Genomic DNA, 16,658 nt, shown 5'->3' with positions numbered 1-16,658 from the left:
TTCCTTCTTCGGTAACCGTGTTTAATAGCAAAAATATAATAAATTATTACGATTTGCTGTAATAACCCTTACCGTAATAACCATGACCATAGTACCCATAACCATAATAATGGCCCGGTTCGTATTCACAGTGGTTCATTACAAAGGCACAGGGTTTGTCGGCATAGCGGCGCAAATTCGCCAAATTTTCCTTGACTTGGGCCACAGAATCGGTGCCATAGTGCACCACCATCAGGGCAAAGTCCACCAACGGGTAAATCAGTTCGGCATCGGTCACCATGCTTACTGGCGGGGTATCCACCAGAATCATGTCGTATTCGGCCTTCATTTCTTCGAGCAGATTCTTAAACGTATCGTGGCGCAAAAGTTCGCTGGGCGACATAAGGCGCTTACCGCAGCCCATTACAAACAAATTCTGACAACGGGTGTCGGCCACAGTTTCACGCCACGGCACCTTACCCGAAAGCACTTCGGTCAAACCAGCATGCTTAGAACTGCGAATCACACCCTTGCGCATATCGGCATCAATCAGCAACACACGCTTGCCATTCATAGCATAAACTGCCGCCAAATTCTTGGTCACAAAAGACTTACCCACGCCCGGCACCAGGCCACACACCATGAGCACCTTCTGGTCTTCGGCAAGCGAAAAATCCACCGCCGTCTGCAAGGTACGGAACGCCTCGCTCGCCTGGTCATTCGGGGAGGCTTCCACAAGAGTCAACTTGTGGCGTTTGTCGCGCAACAACTTATTCTTGCTTTCAGGAATCTTCGCAAACACACTCACATCGGTCGCATGCTCCAGTTCCTGCGAACTACGCACACCGTTACGCATCATGCGCAGCAAGAACACCCACAGCACACCCACCATAAAAGCCGTCGCCATGCTACACACCAGAATATTGAACTTTTTCGGTTTACTCTGAATGGGTTCAATCTGCGCAAAGTCCACCACGCGCACGTTACCCACCTCACCCGCGCGCACCACGCGCAACTGCTGAATATTGTTGAGCATAGTCGTGTATTGGGCGTTGTTCACCGCCACATCTTCTTGCAGGCGAATCATTTCTTGCTGGGTTTCCGGCATAGATTCTGCACTCTTTTTGAGGCGAGCCAATTCGCCACGCAATTTGTCTTGCTGCTTTACAATCGTCTGCACCGAGGGGTGTTCTTCTTTAAACAGGCGCGTTGCCTGCTGGCGCTGCTGTTCCAGCTGCAACAACTGGCGTTGGAAGTCCATTTCCTTATCCAAGTGAGCTCTAGTCTCCCCCGTCATGTCCACAGAACCAATGCTATGGCGGTAGTCGGCCAAAACCTTTTCGGAACTGTCGAGTTTGGCCTTAATGCCCGGCAACTGCGATTCCAAAAATTCCAAAGTCTTTTCGGCCTCGGCACTGCGCATTTCTACATTCTGGCGCACATAGGTATTGGCAACCGTGTTCAAAATAGAGGCTGCACGGTCGGGATAGCGGTGCGAATAAGACACACCAATCACACCAGTCTGCTTCCCCTTCTCAGCCACCTTCAGGGCTCCGGCAAGTCCGCGTGCCGCAAGCAGAGGGTTCTTAAGACCAATCCTGAATTCTTCGCCGAGAGACGCCTTCATGCGGCTCACGCGAATCTGCAAAGTATCGCCCGCATACGGAGCCTTGAGCAAAGCGCCCACCTTGCCTTCGACCAGTTTAACATCGTCTTCGGTGTAAACGGCATAATAGTCGCCCCCCGTGACCACGGCACGCCACTTTTCGGAACGGGCCAAATCCGGGATAGACAAAAAGTCGATATCCATGCGGCCTTCACGGTGCAACAAGCGGTTCAGCGCACTCGTAGGCGTTGCAGAATAGTTCAGGTGTTCTTGAGCCACCACGTAGCTCAGCACCAGGCGACTCTTAATGAGTTGAATTTCGGCATCGGCCGGGCTTGCCACATCGAGGATTGCACCCATTTCGCCCATGGCACGGTTTGCGGCCTTATTGCCCTTGGGGTCTACCTGCAACAGAGCATCGCTTGTATACTGCGGACGAATCCACTGGCCAACCACGACACCCACCACAGCGCCCACAATCAAAAACAGGCACAGGGTAAAGCGCTTTTTCCACAAAATAAACAAAGCTTCGAGCAATGTGATGGTGTTGTTGGCCGTTTGGGCCTGTGCACCAACCACAATCGTCTGCTGTTCACTATCGGCCATGTAAGTCTCCAAAATGCAATAAATACAACTTTGGATGCAAATATAGGAAAAATTATTATATGCTTACAGGGGGCGTACAAAAAAGGTGCAGAAAGGGGCTATTTGGAATTGAACATTTCTTTGGGATACCCCGAGACCTGTACAGCATCCTCTGCTGTGATTTTTCCTGCCGCAATCAAAGCTTTATATACTTTGAGTTCGGCATTGACAACGCCGCTAGCCAGTCGCGTTCTATATTCTTCGTCACGTTTCATAGCCTTTTCCTGCCTTGTCAAAATATACTTATTTTTAGAGAAAAATCAAAGTTCCTTGAAAGCCGGGTCATACTTGGGATCGAGATATGTTTTGCCCTTGAATTTTTTAGTCATGATAAAACCTCCATCAAATTTTCAAGAGGCACAAATCTAGACACTAGAAATGGAAATCGTGCAATCAGTTGATTGCAAGGTTTGTAAAAAAGTTTAACGCACAGGTTAAAAACGCTATTCTAGCGCATTCCTCGGAATTTTGCTGATATACGGTTCAAAGTACTTGTCGAAATTATCGTCGGAGAGTTCGTTATTCCAGAAAGATTCTATTCCTCTCTCAAGATCTACAACATCTTGGGTATTACTCAACTTATTCAGCATATCAAACGCATCCTGATTCAGCCAAACATCTTGCAAAGTGACAACGCCCTTATCAGCGAAAGCAACCCTCACCTGTTCAAAAGCCTTCATAAACACTTCTCTTTGAGCAAGGATAACCTGAAGTTCCCTTGAACTCAGTTCAAGGAACTTTTTCATAATCTTTTCCAATTGACCTATAATCGCCGGATCAGATTTAAAGATTAGTTTCGCCATGCCAAACGTATTGCAGACTAGGCTTCGATGCTCCTGTTGCTTTTTTACCTCTAATTCATTTGGCAAAATTCCCAACTTGAGATTTGCGCTCGGGTATTTCGTTATGAAGACTCGCCCACAATCGCCGAAAACCTTGTAGATATCAAGGATTCTGTTTTCACGATCCAGCAAAAGCTTTTGCTCATGGCTATTCTTTTGGAAACGATACTGACAGACCGCAATCACGACCGTTGCCACAGCCAATAGCAAAGAGAACAAGCCCAACACGCAGGTGTTAAGGAATGTAGAGTTGAGAAACTTGTCAGTAGCGAAAGCACAATAATCCATACTTACAATATAACCTTTTTATTTGAAACGGGCATTCCCTGCTGCGCAGGGGCGGGCTCTCGCGGCCGAGTTTATCCTGAGCGAAGCCGAAGGACCTGAGGGCCGAGCGCGGGATACGAGCGGCCCTCCCGGCCCTTCGGGCTTCGATCCCTAACGCGGATGCGGGAGACAAGATGTCCGCCGGACTCGCCGGCTCCCGAAACAGTCTAAGACCGTTTCTCCCCCACATCTTCTTCATACGCTTTATCAATCTGGTCAATAATCCCAGGGATATCGGCTGAGGTGATATTGTTTATCATTGCGGTTCGATTGTATATGCCATTATTTTCAAAAGCCCCCTGGAACTTGAAACTGTAAGCCAAGCCAAATACCGGGACTTTGGTAAAGATTGCCGCAAAATTGGCATGCATTCGGGTGCCGATAAAGAACGACATCCTTGAAATCACGTATTTGACTTGCGGAGAAATCAGGTCTTTATCAATCAGTACGACATTGGTTTTATCCTCTAGCGAGTTATAGAATTCCCGACTAGAAATCATGTCGTCATTATCCCATTCTGGATTATTATAGCCGTATGCGTGGGGAATAAGATAGACTGTTTTACCTTTTTTCTGGAAATGCTGAACCAATTTAGTCATCAATTCAGGGTAAGCAGCAAATTTCCCAGCAAGGTCGCGGAAATTGTTGGAATACGCAAGACCGCTCACATTGATTCCGATAGAACCCGGCTTGATATCTATATCCCAAGGCTCAGGTTTCATATACGCCGACAAGTCGTTTGTCAGTTCGTACTTGATTCCCATTTTATCAAGTTCTTTGGTGTATTTTGAATCACGAACATAAACAGCAGAAGCATATTCCATTATCTGCTTGGCTTCTTCCAATATTTTGGGGTCTTTGAAAGGGCCTATTGTTTGCGGCAACAAAATTACAGGGACTTTAATCTGCTTAGCAAGTTTAATTTCCCAAAGGCGGGAATTATACAACCTCACGCCATAAATATCAGAAAAGCCATCCCCACCATTAATCGCAGCAACTAGGGCCAAATTCCTTACCATTTTACCCCATGCACTAAAGGGAAAAGAAATCCCAAATTTTTTCCAAAGTTTATACTCAAAAACGCTCGTCGTTAAATAATTAAATGTAACAGAAGTTCCTTGAACATTAATGGATTCACTTTTCTTTCGAAAAAAACTGCATCGAAAGGGGTTACGTAAAATCCTATAGCAAATGACTTCTTGTCCTTCCTCCATATACCCTTTTTCACGTAAAAAGGCCAAGGAACCATAACCCAGTGCCGCAGTGCCACGATTTCGTGCTGTAAGACTAAAATCAGAAATAATGATGTATTTTTTCATATTAAATTCAAACTCAAATAATCTTTTTCAATTTACTTTTCAGACGGTTCGCTACTTTATCTGCAAAAGTTCTATAATCATTGGCTCTCATTATAGATGTATATGCAATATTTTCTTTTTCGTCATCCGTAAATATTTCCATAAGAATTGGAGCATCTGAAGACTTATTCAAGATATTCACATTTGCTAAAAAATCTTCCTTTGTCTTCACAGGAATATACTTGAATCCATTTGACATCGCCCATCCATCAGCGTTAGAAAAATGATTGGCTGCTGCAATATAACGGTCTATACTATTCTTTTTCTGCGCATCGCAACCGTATTTAAATTCCATTCCACCATTATTATTGACAAGAATAATTCTGACATTATTCTTAATATGCCTGATTGATAGAGAATTCATGTCGTAAAGAAACGCCAAATCCCCAATAACCATATAACATAATTCATCTGTTACAACGCTCTGACCGAAGAATGTTGACATTCCTCCATCAATCCCAAACGCACCCACATTACAGAAGCATTTTACCCGATTTTTCAAATGGAATAAATTCCATACACGAAGAGAATTAAGAATTGCAAAATTTACATATGAATTTTCGGGAATATTATCACAAAGTTGCTGCGCAGCCAACGCGTTGGACAACGGTAGATCTATAGATGTGTTATAATTATCTGTATAAGACTTCCAGGTCATTAAATAACCATTATTCGCACAAGTTCCATTAACGTTATTAAAAAAATCGTCTTGCGCGCATTCAAAGACTTTTGTCAAATGATCATAGGTGTCAACAATTTCGCCACCAGCAGAAATTCGCCAATGTTCATACTCACATTTTGTTTCTGCGAGCTTATGATACAACGGATAATCTCCAGTTTGTCCGCCAATCGTTATTAGAATATCCGGGCAAAGATTTTTGTCAAAATCTTCCTGACTCATGCGGGAGAGAATCAAATTTCCTTCAACCGTATAAACATTACGCATGTTAGACAGTTGGTTGACATAAATAGCAGCATTATTCTTTTGGGCAAACAGCTTTATCGCATTATCGTCATAGCCACAATTTTCGCCAACAACAATCAATACTTTTTTGCCATCAAGATTTACTGCAGACACATCATTTTTTGAAAATCTCTTTATTACCTTGATACTCGGCAAAGAATCTTCGGTATATAAGCCGAGTTCATTATCAAGCATAGGAACATTAAGTTGCACTGGAGCGGGAACAATATGAGTCAACTCAAGAATGGCTTCGTTTACCAAGCGTTCGCAATGAAGTCGATCATGCTCATTTGATACATACGGCAGCGAGAAAGACTTTCTGACCGAATCCACTGGGAGCGAAGTTTGATTCGGAGCCTGCATATAATCTTGACCCGTATATTGAGGATGCTTGGAAAAAGTTATGGCAAGTATCGGAACATGTTTATAGAACGCTTCCGTCAAGCCAGGAACATAGTTGCGGGTGGCTTGAGCACTAGTGCAGCACATAGCGACAGGCTTGCCAGTAGCTAGATATATGCCTATAGCAAAATATAAAGCACTTCGTTCGTCAACTACGGAGTAGAGCGTAAAAAAAGGATCATCCTGAATCCCTTTCACAAAAGGAGCATTTGTTCCACCGGGACTTACGACCATTTGGTTGATGCCATGCTCTTTGAGAAGGGCGGTTACAATTTGAACATTTTTTGCTTGAGAATACATACAAAAGCCCTTATTTTAAAATGTAACCGCCATCACACACAATGGTCTGACCAATAATAAAATTACTTGCATCACTTGCAAGGAACAACGCCAATTCGGCAATTTCTTCGGGTAAGCAGACTCGTTGAATCGGATTTTGGTTGGTATACAAATTGTCTCCTTGATTAAGCGAAAATTCTTGCATTGATGTTTTTACTACGCCAGGGGCAATCGCATTGACAATTATATTGTCCTTAACGAGTGTTTTTCCGAGCCCCTCTGTCAATCCCCGGACATCCCACTTGACCATTCGGTAAGGGTACGTGGCTCCCACAAATCCGCCCTGAGAAGAGATATTGATAACCTTTTTGTATCCTGAGAAAGCCAATTTTTTCCATTTCTTGACAATTTGTTGCGTCAAAAAGAACATTCCCTTCAAATTTGTGCTATAAATTCTATCCCATTCAATTTCATCCACGTCTCCCCAAAATTTTGAAGGGGCAAGACCCGCATTATTCACTAAAATATCAATATTTCCGTCAAGAATTTTAGATGCATCGCACAATTTTTCCTCGGCTAAACTCACGTTAGAAACATCCCAAACAATATAAAATCCGTTAGATCCAATTTCCTTTACGGCCGCTCTTAACTTTTCTTCGTTTCTGCCAGTAATCAAGACTCTTGCTCCGCATTGGGCAAATTTTTTTGCTATCGCTAAACCGATGCCAGAGCCACCTCCGGTAACACAAATTCGCCTACCCTCTAGAATATTTCCATACTGCGGATACGCGATATTTGCAGTAACGCAGCCTCCCGCCTTATAAAATTTTTTCGCCAGGCGAAGAGCCTTAAAGATTTCACTCAACTTATTTACCACGCCCATTAATAAGCCCCTTTAAATCAGAAATTTTAACTACACGTAATGCAAACAACAAACCGACATACGGTAAAAACCACAACAAAGACTTGATACAAAATAGAAATATATAATTAATTCTACTAATGCTTGATATTTCAATGTATGGAACCGTAATAAACATTGGGAAAACACAAGAAAGAAACCCCAAAGAAAGCGGAAGCATAAAAGACTTGAACACAGGAAACCGTTTAAGACCGATATAATATTTATAAATATACAGATAATATACGCCTATCAAACCGAGCATATACACAGCATACCCAACAACAGCAGAACCAACAGGAATAATTCTGCTCAAACAAATGTTAACAATAATCGAAATTACAGATGCGATTGCAGTAGAGACAACCAATACTTTTGTCCGGCCTCTTGCCAGAATAAAACTAAACGCCGGAGTCGAATGCATTTGGACAATCAAGAAAAAACACCACAACACAAGCCATTTTGAAAGATAACCAAACTCAGAACCAACATAGGCACTTAAAACATCTTCTGAAGCAACAATGAATGGAAAACATAGCATACAAACAAAAATCGTCGTACGTGTTGTCCATGTATTGATAAAATTTTGAATTTCGCCCAAATTATTTCTAACAATCATTTCAGATGAATTAGGCAAGAAAATCGCAGTAAGAGAGCCACAAAGCATAATGATAAACTGAGGCACGACTTCAACAATTCTAAAATCGGCAACCGATTCAGCCCCCCTTTCTGCAAACATACTTAAAATGACTGGTCGCGATTGAGTTGCAGCAACTTGAAATAAAGATAATGCAAAAATAGACAGACTAAAATAGAAAACAGCACTGAATTCTTTCCAATAAAAAGCAGGCTTTAAAGAATCGAGCAATCGATCCTTTTTGCATTTTACTATGTAAGGTATTATTGTCGCGGCAACAATTGCCGTGAGATAGAAAAAATATTCAATTAAGGAGAATTTGAAAAAAAGAACACAGAATATAAGTGCTATACGCATAAGCAGCATGACACTGTTAACCTGCATTGTAAAAGCAATTTTCTTAAAAGCCGTGAGTAATTGTGTATATGCAGATGTAGCCCAACTAACTGAAGAAAAAAGAGCCAAAATGTAAAAGCATGTTCTGAGTTTAAGGAACTGATCATAAGAAATTGAGAAGAACCTCTCTCCAAACCATGCTAAGAACAAAAGTCCGGCTATATTGACGAATGAAATGATTAAGTAAAACGTTGTATTTGTATTCGAGACCTTTTGGATTAAATCTCTTCTGCCTTCAGCAGACCATTGAGCAAAGAACTTTACCGCACCAGTATTCATGCCCAAGTCCAATAAATGCATACATCCATTACAAGCAGTAGCAATAGACAAAATACCGTAATCGGCTTTACCAAAATACCCCAACAAAATAGGCACAGACACAAAGCCAAAGATTGCATTTAGAACCTTTGACAAAGTACTCCAAAAAAAGGATGAAACGAAATAGCCTTTTTTTGCCATGGTCATCTATATTATAAAAATTTTTATTTAAAAGCCTTTCCTGCTTCTTCTATATACGCCTTGCCGAATCGAGTATCGGGTTCCATATAATTACCTTCGCCCCATTCGTTCCAAGCCTTGATGAAGATGAAATTGTCAGGATTATTTGGATTAGATTCAACCAACTTACGGGTTTTACAGCAAAGTTTTCCCCACAATTTAGGATCATTATTATGAAGAATTTGATGCACACCTTTACTTCGAGGAGAATGGTCAAACATAGGATCAATGCAAGGTATCACATCTACCAATTCTTCAAATCTTTCTATTGATTTTTCTACATATTGTGAATAATTGATCATTCTGAGCGGTTTTTTCAACATTCTTTTTATGTGATAAACAAACCATTCGAAGGAAAAACGATGAAAATGATAGTTTTTATAAGCATCATTCATAGCTTCATAAACAATTGTGTCATAATTTTGCAACACAGATACATTTAATTGATTACGTCCCTGTGTATACGCAAAAAATTCAAATCCACGTAAATGGTGTTCTGAAGCTAATTGATTCCACACCTTTTTGAAGTTATTAAAATCTTCAAATTTTTGTGGATCAAAAATTCCAAAAAGTAATTTTCCCTCGTTAGTTCGTATATATCTTTTGTCCTTAAATGCAGGCAGCATTTCTATAAAATGGGCTTTATAATCTTCAATTCCAGGATATGTTTGTTCTATAAGCAACTTGTCCGGAGCATTAGGTTTCCATGTTTTCTGGAACCAACTATGATTAGCCCAACAAAGGCAGAATGGAAAATCGGGTTTTCCAGATTCAACAACTTCACGAAACACCCGATCTAGAAGGCGTTTGCCATTCCCAAACCAATAATGCCAATAACAAAAGCCCTCTATTCCGGCCTCTTGAGCTAATTCAGCTTGTCGTTCTCGAGTTTCAGGAACTCGCAAATCATAGAACGACAGTTCCTGTGGTATACGAGGTTGATAATGTCCCTTAAACAAAGGGCGTGCTTGAACAACATTTGTCCATTCAGTAAAGCCTGGCTCCCACCACGCATTATTTTCCAGCGTAGGATAAAACTGCGGCAAATAAAATGCAATAGGTCTTATTTTATTCATAATTTACCATTTAAAGTCATTTTCTTAAAAGTAATGATTCAATCTTCCATAAGGAAAAACATAATCGAGAAATAGGCCACGAACAAAACAATGAAAAACGTATAAGGTGATCAAGTTTTCTAAAGCCACTAAATTTAGCATAATACAAATCATTAATATCTGGGCATATTTCGTAGAATTCTTTCCGTTTCATTTTTTTTAACAAAAAAGCCATTCTTTTCGCTTCAATTTTTCGCCTAATTAATAAAGACTTATCAAAACCATCAAGCTTATCAAAATATTCTATAAACGACAGCATTGAGTCAAGTTTTCTTCTAGAGATTGAAGCAACAATACTGTTTTCATTTGCAGAGCACATATAATGATATAAAGGTTCCGGAATATAAGAAACCCGTATATCATGCATTGTCAATTTTATACAGACAAACAAATCCTCCCAAACATTCATATTCTGTGGGAAATTAATGTCAAATTTGTCAAACAGGCATCTCTTTATAAGTTTATTACAACAAGATCCATGCAAGCTTCCAAAAAAATTTTGCATTACTATTTGATGTTCAAGAGATCCTGGATTTTGTGAAAATTCAAAGCAACGCCCATTTACATGCTTCATAAAATCACAAATCACCATATCAGACTTTTTTTCAACGGCATTACGATACATCTTTCCAAGCATTTCTGAATCGATCCAATCGTCTGGATCAACATGAATAACGTAATCCCCCTCAGAAAGTTCTAAACCTAGTTGCCTTGCTGAAGCGACGCCACCATTTTCTTTATGAATAACCTTAAATCTTGAATCAATAGACGCGTACTCATCACAAATCTGGCCAGAAGTATCTTTAGAGCCATCATCAACCAAAACAACTTCAAAATCACTAAATGTCTGGCTTCTTATGCTATCCAAACATTTTTGTAAATATTTACCAGCTTGATAAACAGCGACAATTACGGAAATTTTTGGCATATTCTACAGCCCCATATAATTAACAAACCATAATGGTATTTTAACATTCAAAAATGCCCCGAAAGCAAAAAACTTTCCTATAATAGAGCTCCTTTTGAAAATATAATGCCTCCAATATTTTCGATATAAAGGCTGAAGTTTTCTTAAAACGGAGACATCACATATTTTAGCACGACCCATACTTAAGATAATTTGATTACACGAGTAAATAATCGACCTATACGCAAGCCCTGTCAAATCTGGGTAATTTTTTTCAATAAATAAAGCACGTTCAACACTAGCATCAACCGAATCCATTTTTCGCATCGAATAAGATTCATTCATAATACTTTGCTCATTTTCACGGTACACATATCCGATATATGAACAAACACAAATTAAATTCGCTTCATGTATAGTCAAATACGTAGTGAACGCATCCTCGTTATATCGGCCAATAGGGAACCTTAAATGTTTAAATAACTTCTTTTTATATAATTTTCCCCATGCCGTTGTACCAATTTTTTTTGTTGTAAAGAAAACATTCATCTTATCATCATGGAATAATTCAACTGAATTATGTAGAGATTCTTCTATAGTCTTCATTGAATCATTTTCTTTACAACGACAATACCCACATACAGACAAATCCGCCCCATACGCAACGCTTGTTTTCACCAAAATTTCCAAATAATTTGGAAAAACAAAATCATCACTATCTATAAATGTTAAATAGTCGCCCGTTGCAATGTCAATTCCAGAATTACGTGCTTTCGAAAGGCCTCCATTCTTTTGATGAACGACCCTTATCCGAGGATCTTTTCTAGCAAAAAAATCGCATAATTCTCCACAATTATCCGGAGATCCATCATCAACTAAAATCAACTCAAAATCCTTGAACGATTGATTAAGGATGCTTTTTATACAATTTTCTAGGTAACGTTCCACTTTATAAACGGGGACAACAACACTTACCAACATCTACTCGCTCCATATTGTTGAATAAGGGAATATTTTTTGTCCATCAGAAATCAAATACATGATATACAAACTGGCTACAAGAACGAATATCAAAGATCTGTAAAATAACGGATAAAAACGAGACCGAGCAAAACTTCCCCAAAAAGGCATTTCAAACATCATAAAATACAAGGCAATCCTATCCATAAACAAAAAAAACGTCCCTATTGAACATAAAATTAGCCCTATCGCATATGAAAATGAAAACGACAAATTCAATTTTTCTTTTCCGTAAAAAACACCAGATTGCTGATAAAACCCAAATTTTGCAATAAAAACGGCCAAGCAAAAAAGAACTATTTTATATAGCATAATTAAACCAATGCCCGATCCCGAACGATTAAAATATCTAGAATAAGCATCTATTAGTGAAATTAATGTTGGGAAAGAAATCAAAACAACTAAAGAAAAAACAAGTATTCCTCCATAACGAAGCCATTTATTTATTTCCTTGTTAACAATAAAGAAAAGAATTAGTAGCAAATAACCCAATAGCGCCGTTTTGTGGAATAGAAAAGCCATTGTACAAAAAATAATGTATATCCAAAACGTTTTGTTTCTGAGGAAATATGTTCCTGCAAAAACCAATGCGACCGCTAAAAATTGACGCATAACATTCATTGATTCCGGATAAAAACTTGATATATATATTGCAACCATCACAAAAAAAGAACATTCTTTTCGCAACGTCCATAAACGTGAAATGATTAAAACATTGGTCAAAGAAGACATAAAGAAAACAAGGAAGGCAGGAGACTTAGATATAGCCTGCAAAAAAACACATATGTTGAGAAATGAATCTTCTATACCATACACATCCCTTCCGCTAAGAACATTGTGATAAACCATATAATACTGTGCCGTATCAATTCCTACGCTTTCATTTCGTAAGCCTGAAAACAGAGCCAAAGAAAGCACACATAGAAAGAAAAACGGAAATGAATTATGCCGTTCCGCAAAAAAAGCAAAAAATAAAACAAATATGGTAAGGACTGCAAATTCAACCATAAATTAACGCATTTCATTTGAAAATGGTATTAGATTATTAAAGTTTTTATAGCCCAATTTCAAAAAATGTATCTTTTCAAAAAAGGACAATGTACAATCTTCTTTTATCCTAAGTGCCATATACAACATGTAAGGAATTGATAATTTGCCAAAGGCAAACCTAGCTAAAGCGCCAGTATCATAAAAATATTTTTCATTGTACCCATGAAAACATGTTGAAGAATCTTTTGCAGTACAACCTATAACAGAGTCAAATGCATAAATCTTTAACTTTTTTTTATAACATTGCAAAATAAAATCAGAATCTTCACCATGTGAATATACACAACCGCCACCAAATAATTCCGTAAAATAAAGTCCAGCCTTTAACAACGACTGCCTGCGGATTGTCAAAGCAATCGTTCCATATTTCAAAGATTTAAATACAGGCAGGCGACCTTTGGGCGGAACCCTTTTTTTATATATTTCTCCATTTTTTGAAAAAGCAGATCCAAAAATAATAACATCAGCCTCAGGAAAACGATTATAAGCCTCATTAATAATTTGTTCTATTTTACTATCATATATTACATCATCATCTGCAAAAAGGAGAATATCTTTGCTCGAGGCAAGCAACGCAATATTACGATTTAAGCCCACTCCTCGTGTTTTTGTTGTTATCATTTTAGCCGTATGGCCATCAAATTCAAGCTCTTTAAAAGAATTTTCATCAGCTTGATTAGCAAAAACAACATCTGAATGGATGTTCATCGACTTAATTTTTGAAAAATCAGTCTGATGCATTGTAGCACATAAAATTTCTACAGAACTCATACGAAAACTCTCCTACAAGGTTTGAATAGCCTTAAAAGTTCTAAAACAGTTGTTCGAATCTCTATATGCATAAAAATCACGAGACCGATTTTCGTATAATATTGAATTTTTAAAATTATTCTTTACATATTCTTCAACTTTTTCACAAAGCTCATTTTCAGAGAAACAAATAGGTCCAAAACCATCCTCTTTGTATGAAAAATACCCCTGCTGATATTGTCCCTCACGATATTTTTCATAATCAAATTGATAGTATATTAAAGGTTTATTCATATATGCAAAATCAAAAAAAATGCTAGAGTAATCGGTTATTAATAATGATGATTCCATTAGCAAATTTTGCATATCAAAAAAATGCGATGAGGCAATTTTTATTCGATTAGATGCTGAAGAAAAATCACTCAAATATTTTTGCATTGCAGGGTGAGGATAAAAAAGTACGTTAACATCGTACTCATCTAAAATTTTATGTAGCAATTCTGAGTGAAGAAGACTCATCCATACCTTATAATACTCTGATTCCGTAAACAAATTAGACTTTTCATATTTAGTAGTCTCGGATGATATTTCTCTAAGCCATTCCCTCATTGTTGGCATAATGACAATTTGTCTTTTTACGACATGAGGAGAAAGCAAGTTATCAAAGCGGCATAACCCGGTAAGTTTGACCTTAGACTTTTCATATCCAAAATTTTCCTGAATAAAAATCTGTTCTTTTTTCGCTGCAGTGCACAACATTGTCAGCTTAGAAATATCATTATAAATCCATCTTTGAGCGTCTTTTATAATTCCATGCTTTAGATAAATTCTATTCTTTCGAAACCCAAAATAAACTTCCAACACAAAGCATAACGCAGCATTCGGTTTTCCTTCTTTTTGGGAGCTTATATTATATTTGGCACACCAATAATACAACCAATGCATAAAAGAACCAAATTCAATAACTTTTCCCAACTTTTTTACTTTTAGATAATCTACAGAGTTCTTTTTTATTGCATAAACAGCATTTATTTCGGAATGTTTTTCACACAAATATTTGAAAAACCAATAACCATTATCTCGAGCTTCTTTTTCTCTTTCACAAACAAGCCAAATTTCTCGATTAAGTAGGCGAAAAAAAAGAGATAAAAAAAACGAAGCAATCATTGGGAAAATTGCTAAAATATCATCAAATCGAACAAATTTCAGTCTTTGAATGAACTGACCCATATTAAGATCTCGCAAATTTCTTAAAAACAAACCCTCGCAACCAATTTGGCATAAGAACCTGCAAACAGAATCTTATAATGACATTGTATAGGTATATCGGCAAAGAAATAATCCCCTTTCTAAACATATACCATTGGAGTTTGGCTTCGCTTTTAAAGTACTTCCAACTGCCACGGCGCTTATACATATCTTTGCCTACACGGACATTTACCAAAATTTTAGGAACATTCCCAAATGTCATATTGGCAAGATACATACGGTTCCACAAGTAATAATCCTCGTCACAATACCAGTCAACATATCCACCAACTTTTTGGACAGAATCCTTCTTGAACATTACCGTTACCTGGTTCATCGGGCAACGTTTTTTCAGATATACCTTAATTTTCGAATCTGAATCTGGGACAATCCTTTTTCCGACTATATTTTTAGGATTATCAATAAATTCAGTTATATTTCCACCGACAATATCAAGATTTGGGTTCTTTTCGAACTCTTGGAGTTGTAATTCAAAGCGATTTTCAGCACTTAAATCATCGGCATCCATCAAAGCGACCAACTCATTAGTGCAATTTTCAAGTCCTGTTCGTCTAGCGATTCCGTGCCCCTTATTTTCCGAAAGTCGAACCACCTTGAAAATCGGGTTAATCTCATAACTTTTAATGATACCATCCAATTCATCTGGAACGGGTCCATCAACGACCAAAACAACTTCTGTAGGTTTGACTGTTTGATTAAGAATAGAACCGACAGCCTGTTTGAAATGAACAGGATTGTCCTTACCATAAACACACATGGAAACTGAAAAATTTAGCAGCATACCTACTCAGCCTCCGCAATGAGCTTTTTCGCTTCGGCTTGTCCACGGTCGTACTGTTCGCGGGTGATCTTGCCGCTTGCGAGCAGGTAGTCGCCGAGGTCGGTGGCGGTGTCGGAACCGTCTTCGGTGATTCCGTCGCGCTTGAACACCTTGCCGAGAGTGGTGAGGATTATCCTGATGTCGCCGAGGAGGGTGATTTTCTCGATGTACTGCAGGTCGTAGCCGATTTTCGATTCCCAGGTGACGGCGTTGCGCCCGTTCACCTGCGCAAGTCCGCTGAGCCCCTGCCGCACGGTGTGGCGTTTGCGCTGTTCGGGGGTCATAAAGACCATGTCGCGCACGAGCTGGGGTCTCGGCCCGATTACGGCCATGTCGCCCTTGAGGATGTTGAAGAGTTCGGGGAGCTCGTCGAGGCTGGTAGAGCGCAGGAACTTGCCGTAGGCGTTCAGGCGGACATCGTCTGGGAGCAGGTTGCCGTTGGCGTCCTTTTCGTTGGTCATGGTGCGGAACTTGACGAGCTTGAAAATCTTTTCGTTAAGGCCGGGGCGCGGTTGCGTAAAGAAGGGGTTGCCCTTCATTTTGACTGCACCAACGAGGGTGAGTGCCACGAGGAGCGGGCTCAGGCAGACAATGGCCAGGAGCGCGCAGCAGAAATCAAGGACTCTTTTTAGGCAGCGGGAGTACACCTGCGCAGACCTCGGGGTTAAGTTTGAAAGCCAAATTTAGACCAAATTTAGTAAACATTCATGTATATTGTGAATTTACTTTAAAAATAATGACGAAAAACTTACAGCAGCGGGTTCGAACAAACCAACATTAGGAGAAGAAAACTTTTTAACAGCAAAAATGTAAGAAAATTACGAAAATCAATAAAATATAATTACAACAAATAAAAATTTTGTATATTTTCGTAGTACAACTACCTGTTTTGC

The 16,658-nt window shown here is 39.1% G+C and carries 15 protein-coding genes; all 15 read right to left on the bottom strand.

All coding sequences use genetic code 11. The annotated features are described in order from the left end of the window. Window positions 1-46: 46 nt before the first annotated feature. Window positions 47-2,191 carry a polysaccharide biosynthesis tyrosine autokinase gene (locus tag QOL41_RS06985; RefSeq protein ID WP_283429183.1) on the bottom strand — a complete coding sequence of 715 codons (2,145 nt, stop codon included), beginning with the start codon at window positions 2,189-2,191 and terminating at the stop codon, window positions 47-49. 98 nt (window positions 2,192-2,289) lie between these two features. Next, a complete protein-coding gene (locus QOL41_RS06980) occupies window positions 2,290-2,445 on the bottom strand; it encodes a hypothetical protein (RefSeq protein WP_283429182.1) in 156 nt (51 codons plus the stop codon). A gap of 228 nt (window positions 2,446-2,673) precedes the next feature. Then, a complete protein-coding gene (locus tag QOL41_RS06975) occupies window positions 2,674-3,360 on the bottom strand; it encodes a hypothetical protein (protein WP_283429181.1) in 687 nt (228 codons plus the stop codon). A gap of 206 nt (window positions 3,361-3,566) precedes the next feature. Continuing rightward, window positions 3,567-4,718 carry a polysaccharide pyruvyl transferase family protein gene (locus QOL41_RS06970; protein WP_283429180.1) on the bottom strand — a complete coding sequence of 384 codons (1,152 nt, stop codon included), beginning with the start codon at window positions 4,716-4,718 and terminating at the stop codon, window positions 3,567-3,569. 13 nt (window positions 4,719-4,731) lie between these two features. Then, window positions 4,732-6,423, bottom strand: coding sequence for a thiamine pyrophosphate-binding protein (locus QOL41_RS06965; protein ID WP_283429179.1), 1,692 nt, complete (start codon window positions 6,421-6,423; stop codon window positions 4,732-4,734). Window positions 6,424-6,433: 10 nt separating this feature from the next. Then, window positions 6,434-7,285 carry an SDR family NAD(P)-dependent oxidoreductase gene (locus tag QOL41_RS06960; protein WP_283429178.1) on the bottom strand — a complete coding sequence of 284 codons (852 nt, stop codon included), beginning with the start codon at window positions 7,283-7,285 and terminating at the stop codon, window positions 6,434-6,436. Further along, window positions 7,269-8,795 carry a lipopolysaccharide biosynthesis protein gene (locus tag QOL41_RS06955; protein ID WP_283429177.1) on the bottom strand — a complete coding sequence of 509 codons (1,527 nt, stop codon included), beginning with the start codon at window positions 8,793-8,795 and terminating at the stop codon, window positions 7,269-7,271. Before QOL41_RS06955 ends, QOL41_RS06960 begins: the two co-directional genes overlap by 17 nt. 23 nt (window positions 8,796-8,818) lie before the next feature. Next, window positions 8,819-9,910, bottom strand: coding sequence for a glycosyltransferase WbsX family protein (locus QOL41_RS06950; protein ID WP_283429176.1), 1,092 nt, complete (start codon window positions 9,908-9,910; stop codon window positions 8,819-8,821). A 16-nt stretch (window positions 9,911-9,926) separates the two neighbouring features. Then, window positions 9,927-10,877, bottom strand: a complete 951-nt coding sequence (locus QOL41_RS06945; RefSeq protein WP_283429175.1) for a glycosyltransferase family 2 protein — start codon at window positions 10,875-10,877, stop codon at window positions 9,927-9,929. A gap of 3 nt (window positions 10,878-10,880) precedes the next feature. Further along, window positions 10,881-11,837 (bottom strand): glycosyltransferase family 2 protein, encoded by a 957-nt coding sequence (locus QOL41_RS06940; protein ID WP_283429174.1) that lies wholly within the window; start codon window positions 11,835-11,837, stop codon window positions 10,881-10,883. Then, window positions 11,838-12,884, bottom strand: a complete 1,047-nt coding sequence (locus QOL41_RS06935) for an EpsG family protein (protein ID WP_283429173.1) — start codon at window positions 12,882-12,884, stop codon at window positions 11,838-11,840. Between the two features lie 3 nt (window positions 12,885-12,887). After that, a complete protein-coding gene (locus QOL41_RS06930; RefSeq protein WP_283429172.1) occupies window positions 12,888-13,697 on the bottom strand; it encodes a glycosyltransferase family protein in 810 nt (269 codons plus the stop codon). A 12-nt stretch (window positions 13,698-13,709) separates the two neighbouring features. Next, on the bottom strand, window positions 13,710-14,906 hold the full coding sequence (locus QOL41_RS06925) for a CDP-glycerol glycerophosphotransferase family protein (protein WP_283429171.1): 1,197 nt from the start codon (window positions 14,904-14,906) through the stop codon (window positions 13,710-13,712). 1 nt (window position 14,907) lies between these two features. Next, complete coding sequence (locus tag QOL41_RS06920; protein ID WP_283429170.1) at window positions 14,908-15,726, bottom strand: glycosyltransferase; 819 nt, start codon at window positions 15,724-15,726, stop codon at window positions 14,908-14,910. Between the two features lie 2 nt (window positions 15,727-15,728). Beyond that, window positions 15,729-16,412, bottom strand: a complete 684-nt coding sequence (locus QOL41_RS06915) for a sugar transferase (protein WP_283429169.1) — start codon at window positions 16,410-16,412, stop codon at window positions 15,729-15,731. Window positions 16,413-16,658: the final 246 nt, after the last annotated feature.

It is taken from the genome of Fibrobacter sp. UWB10, from assembly GCF_900182935.1.
Taxonomy (GTDB): domain Bacteria; phylum Fibrobacterota; class Fibrobacteria; order Fibrobacterales; family Fibrobacteraceae; genus Fibrobacter; species Fibrobacter succinogenes_O.
Note: the sequence above shows the minus strand (reverse complement) of the source record. Positions and strands in the feature narration are given on the sequence as shown.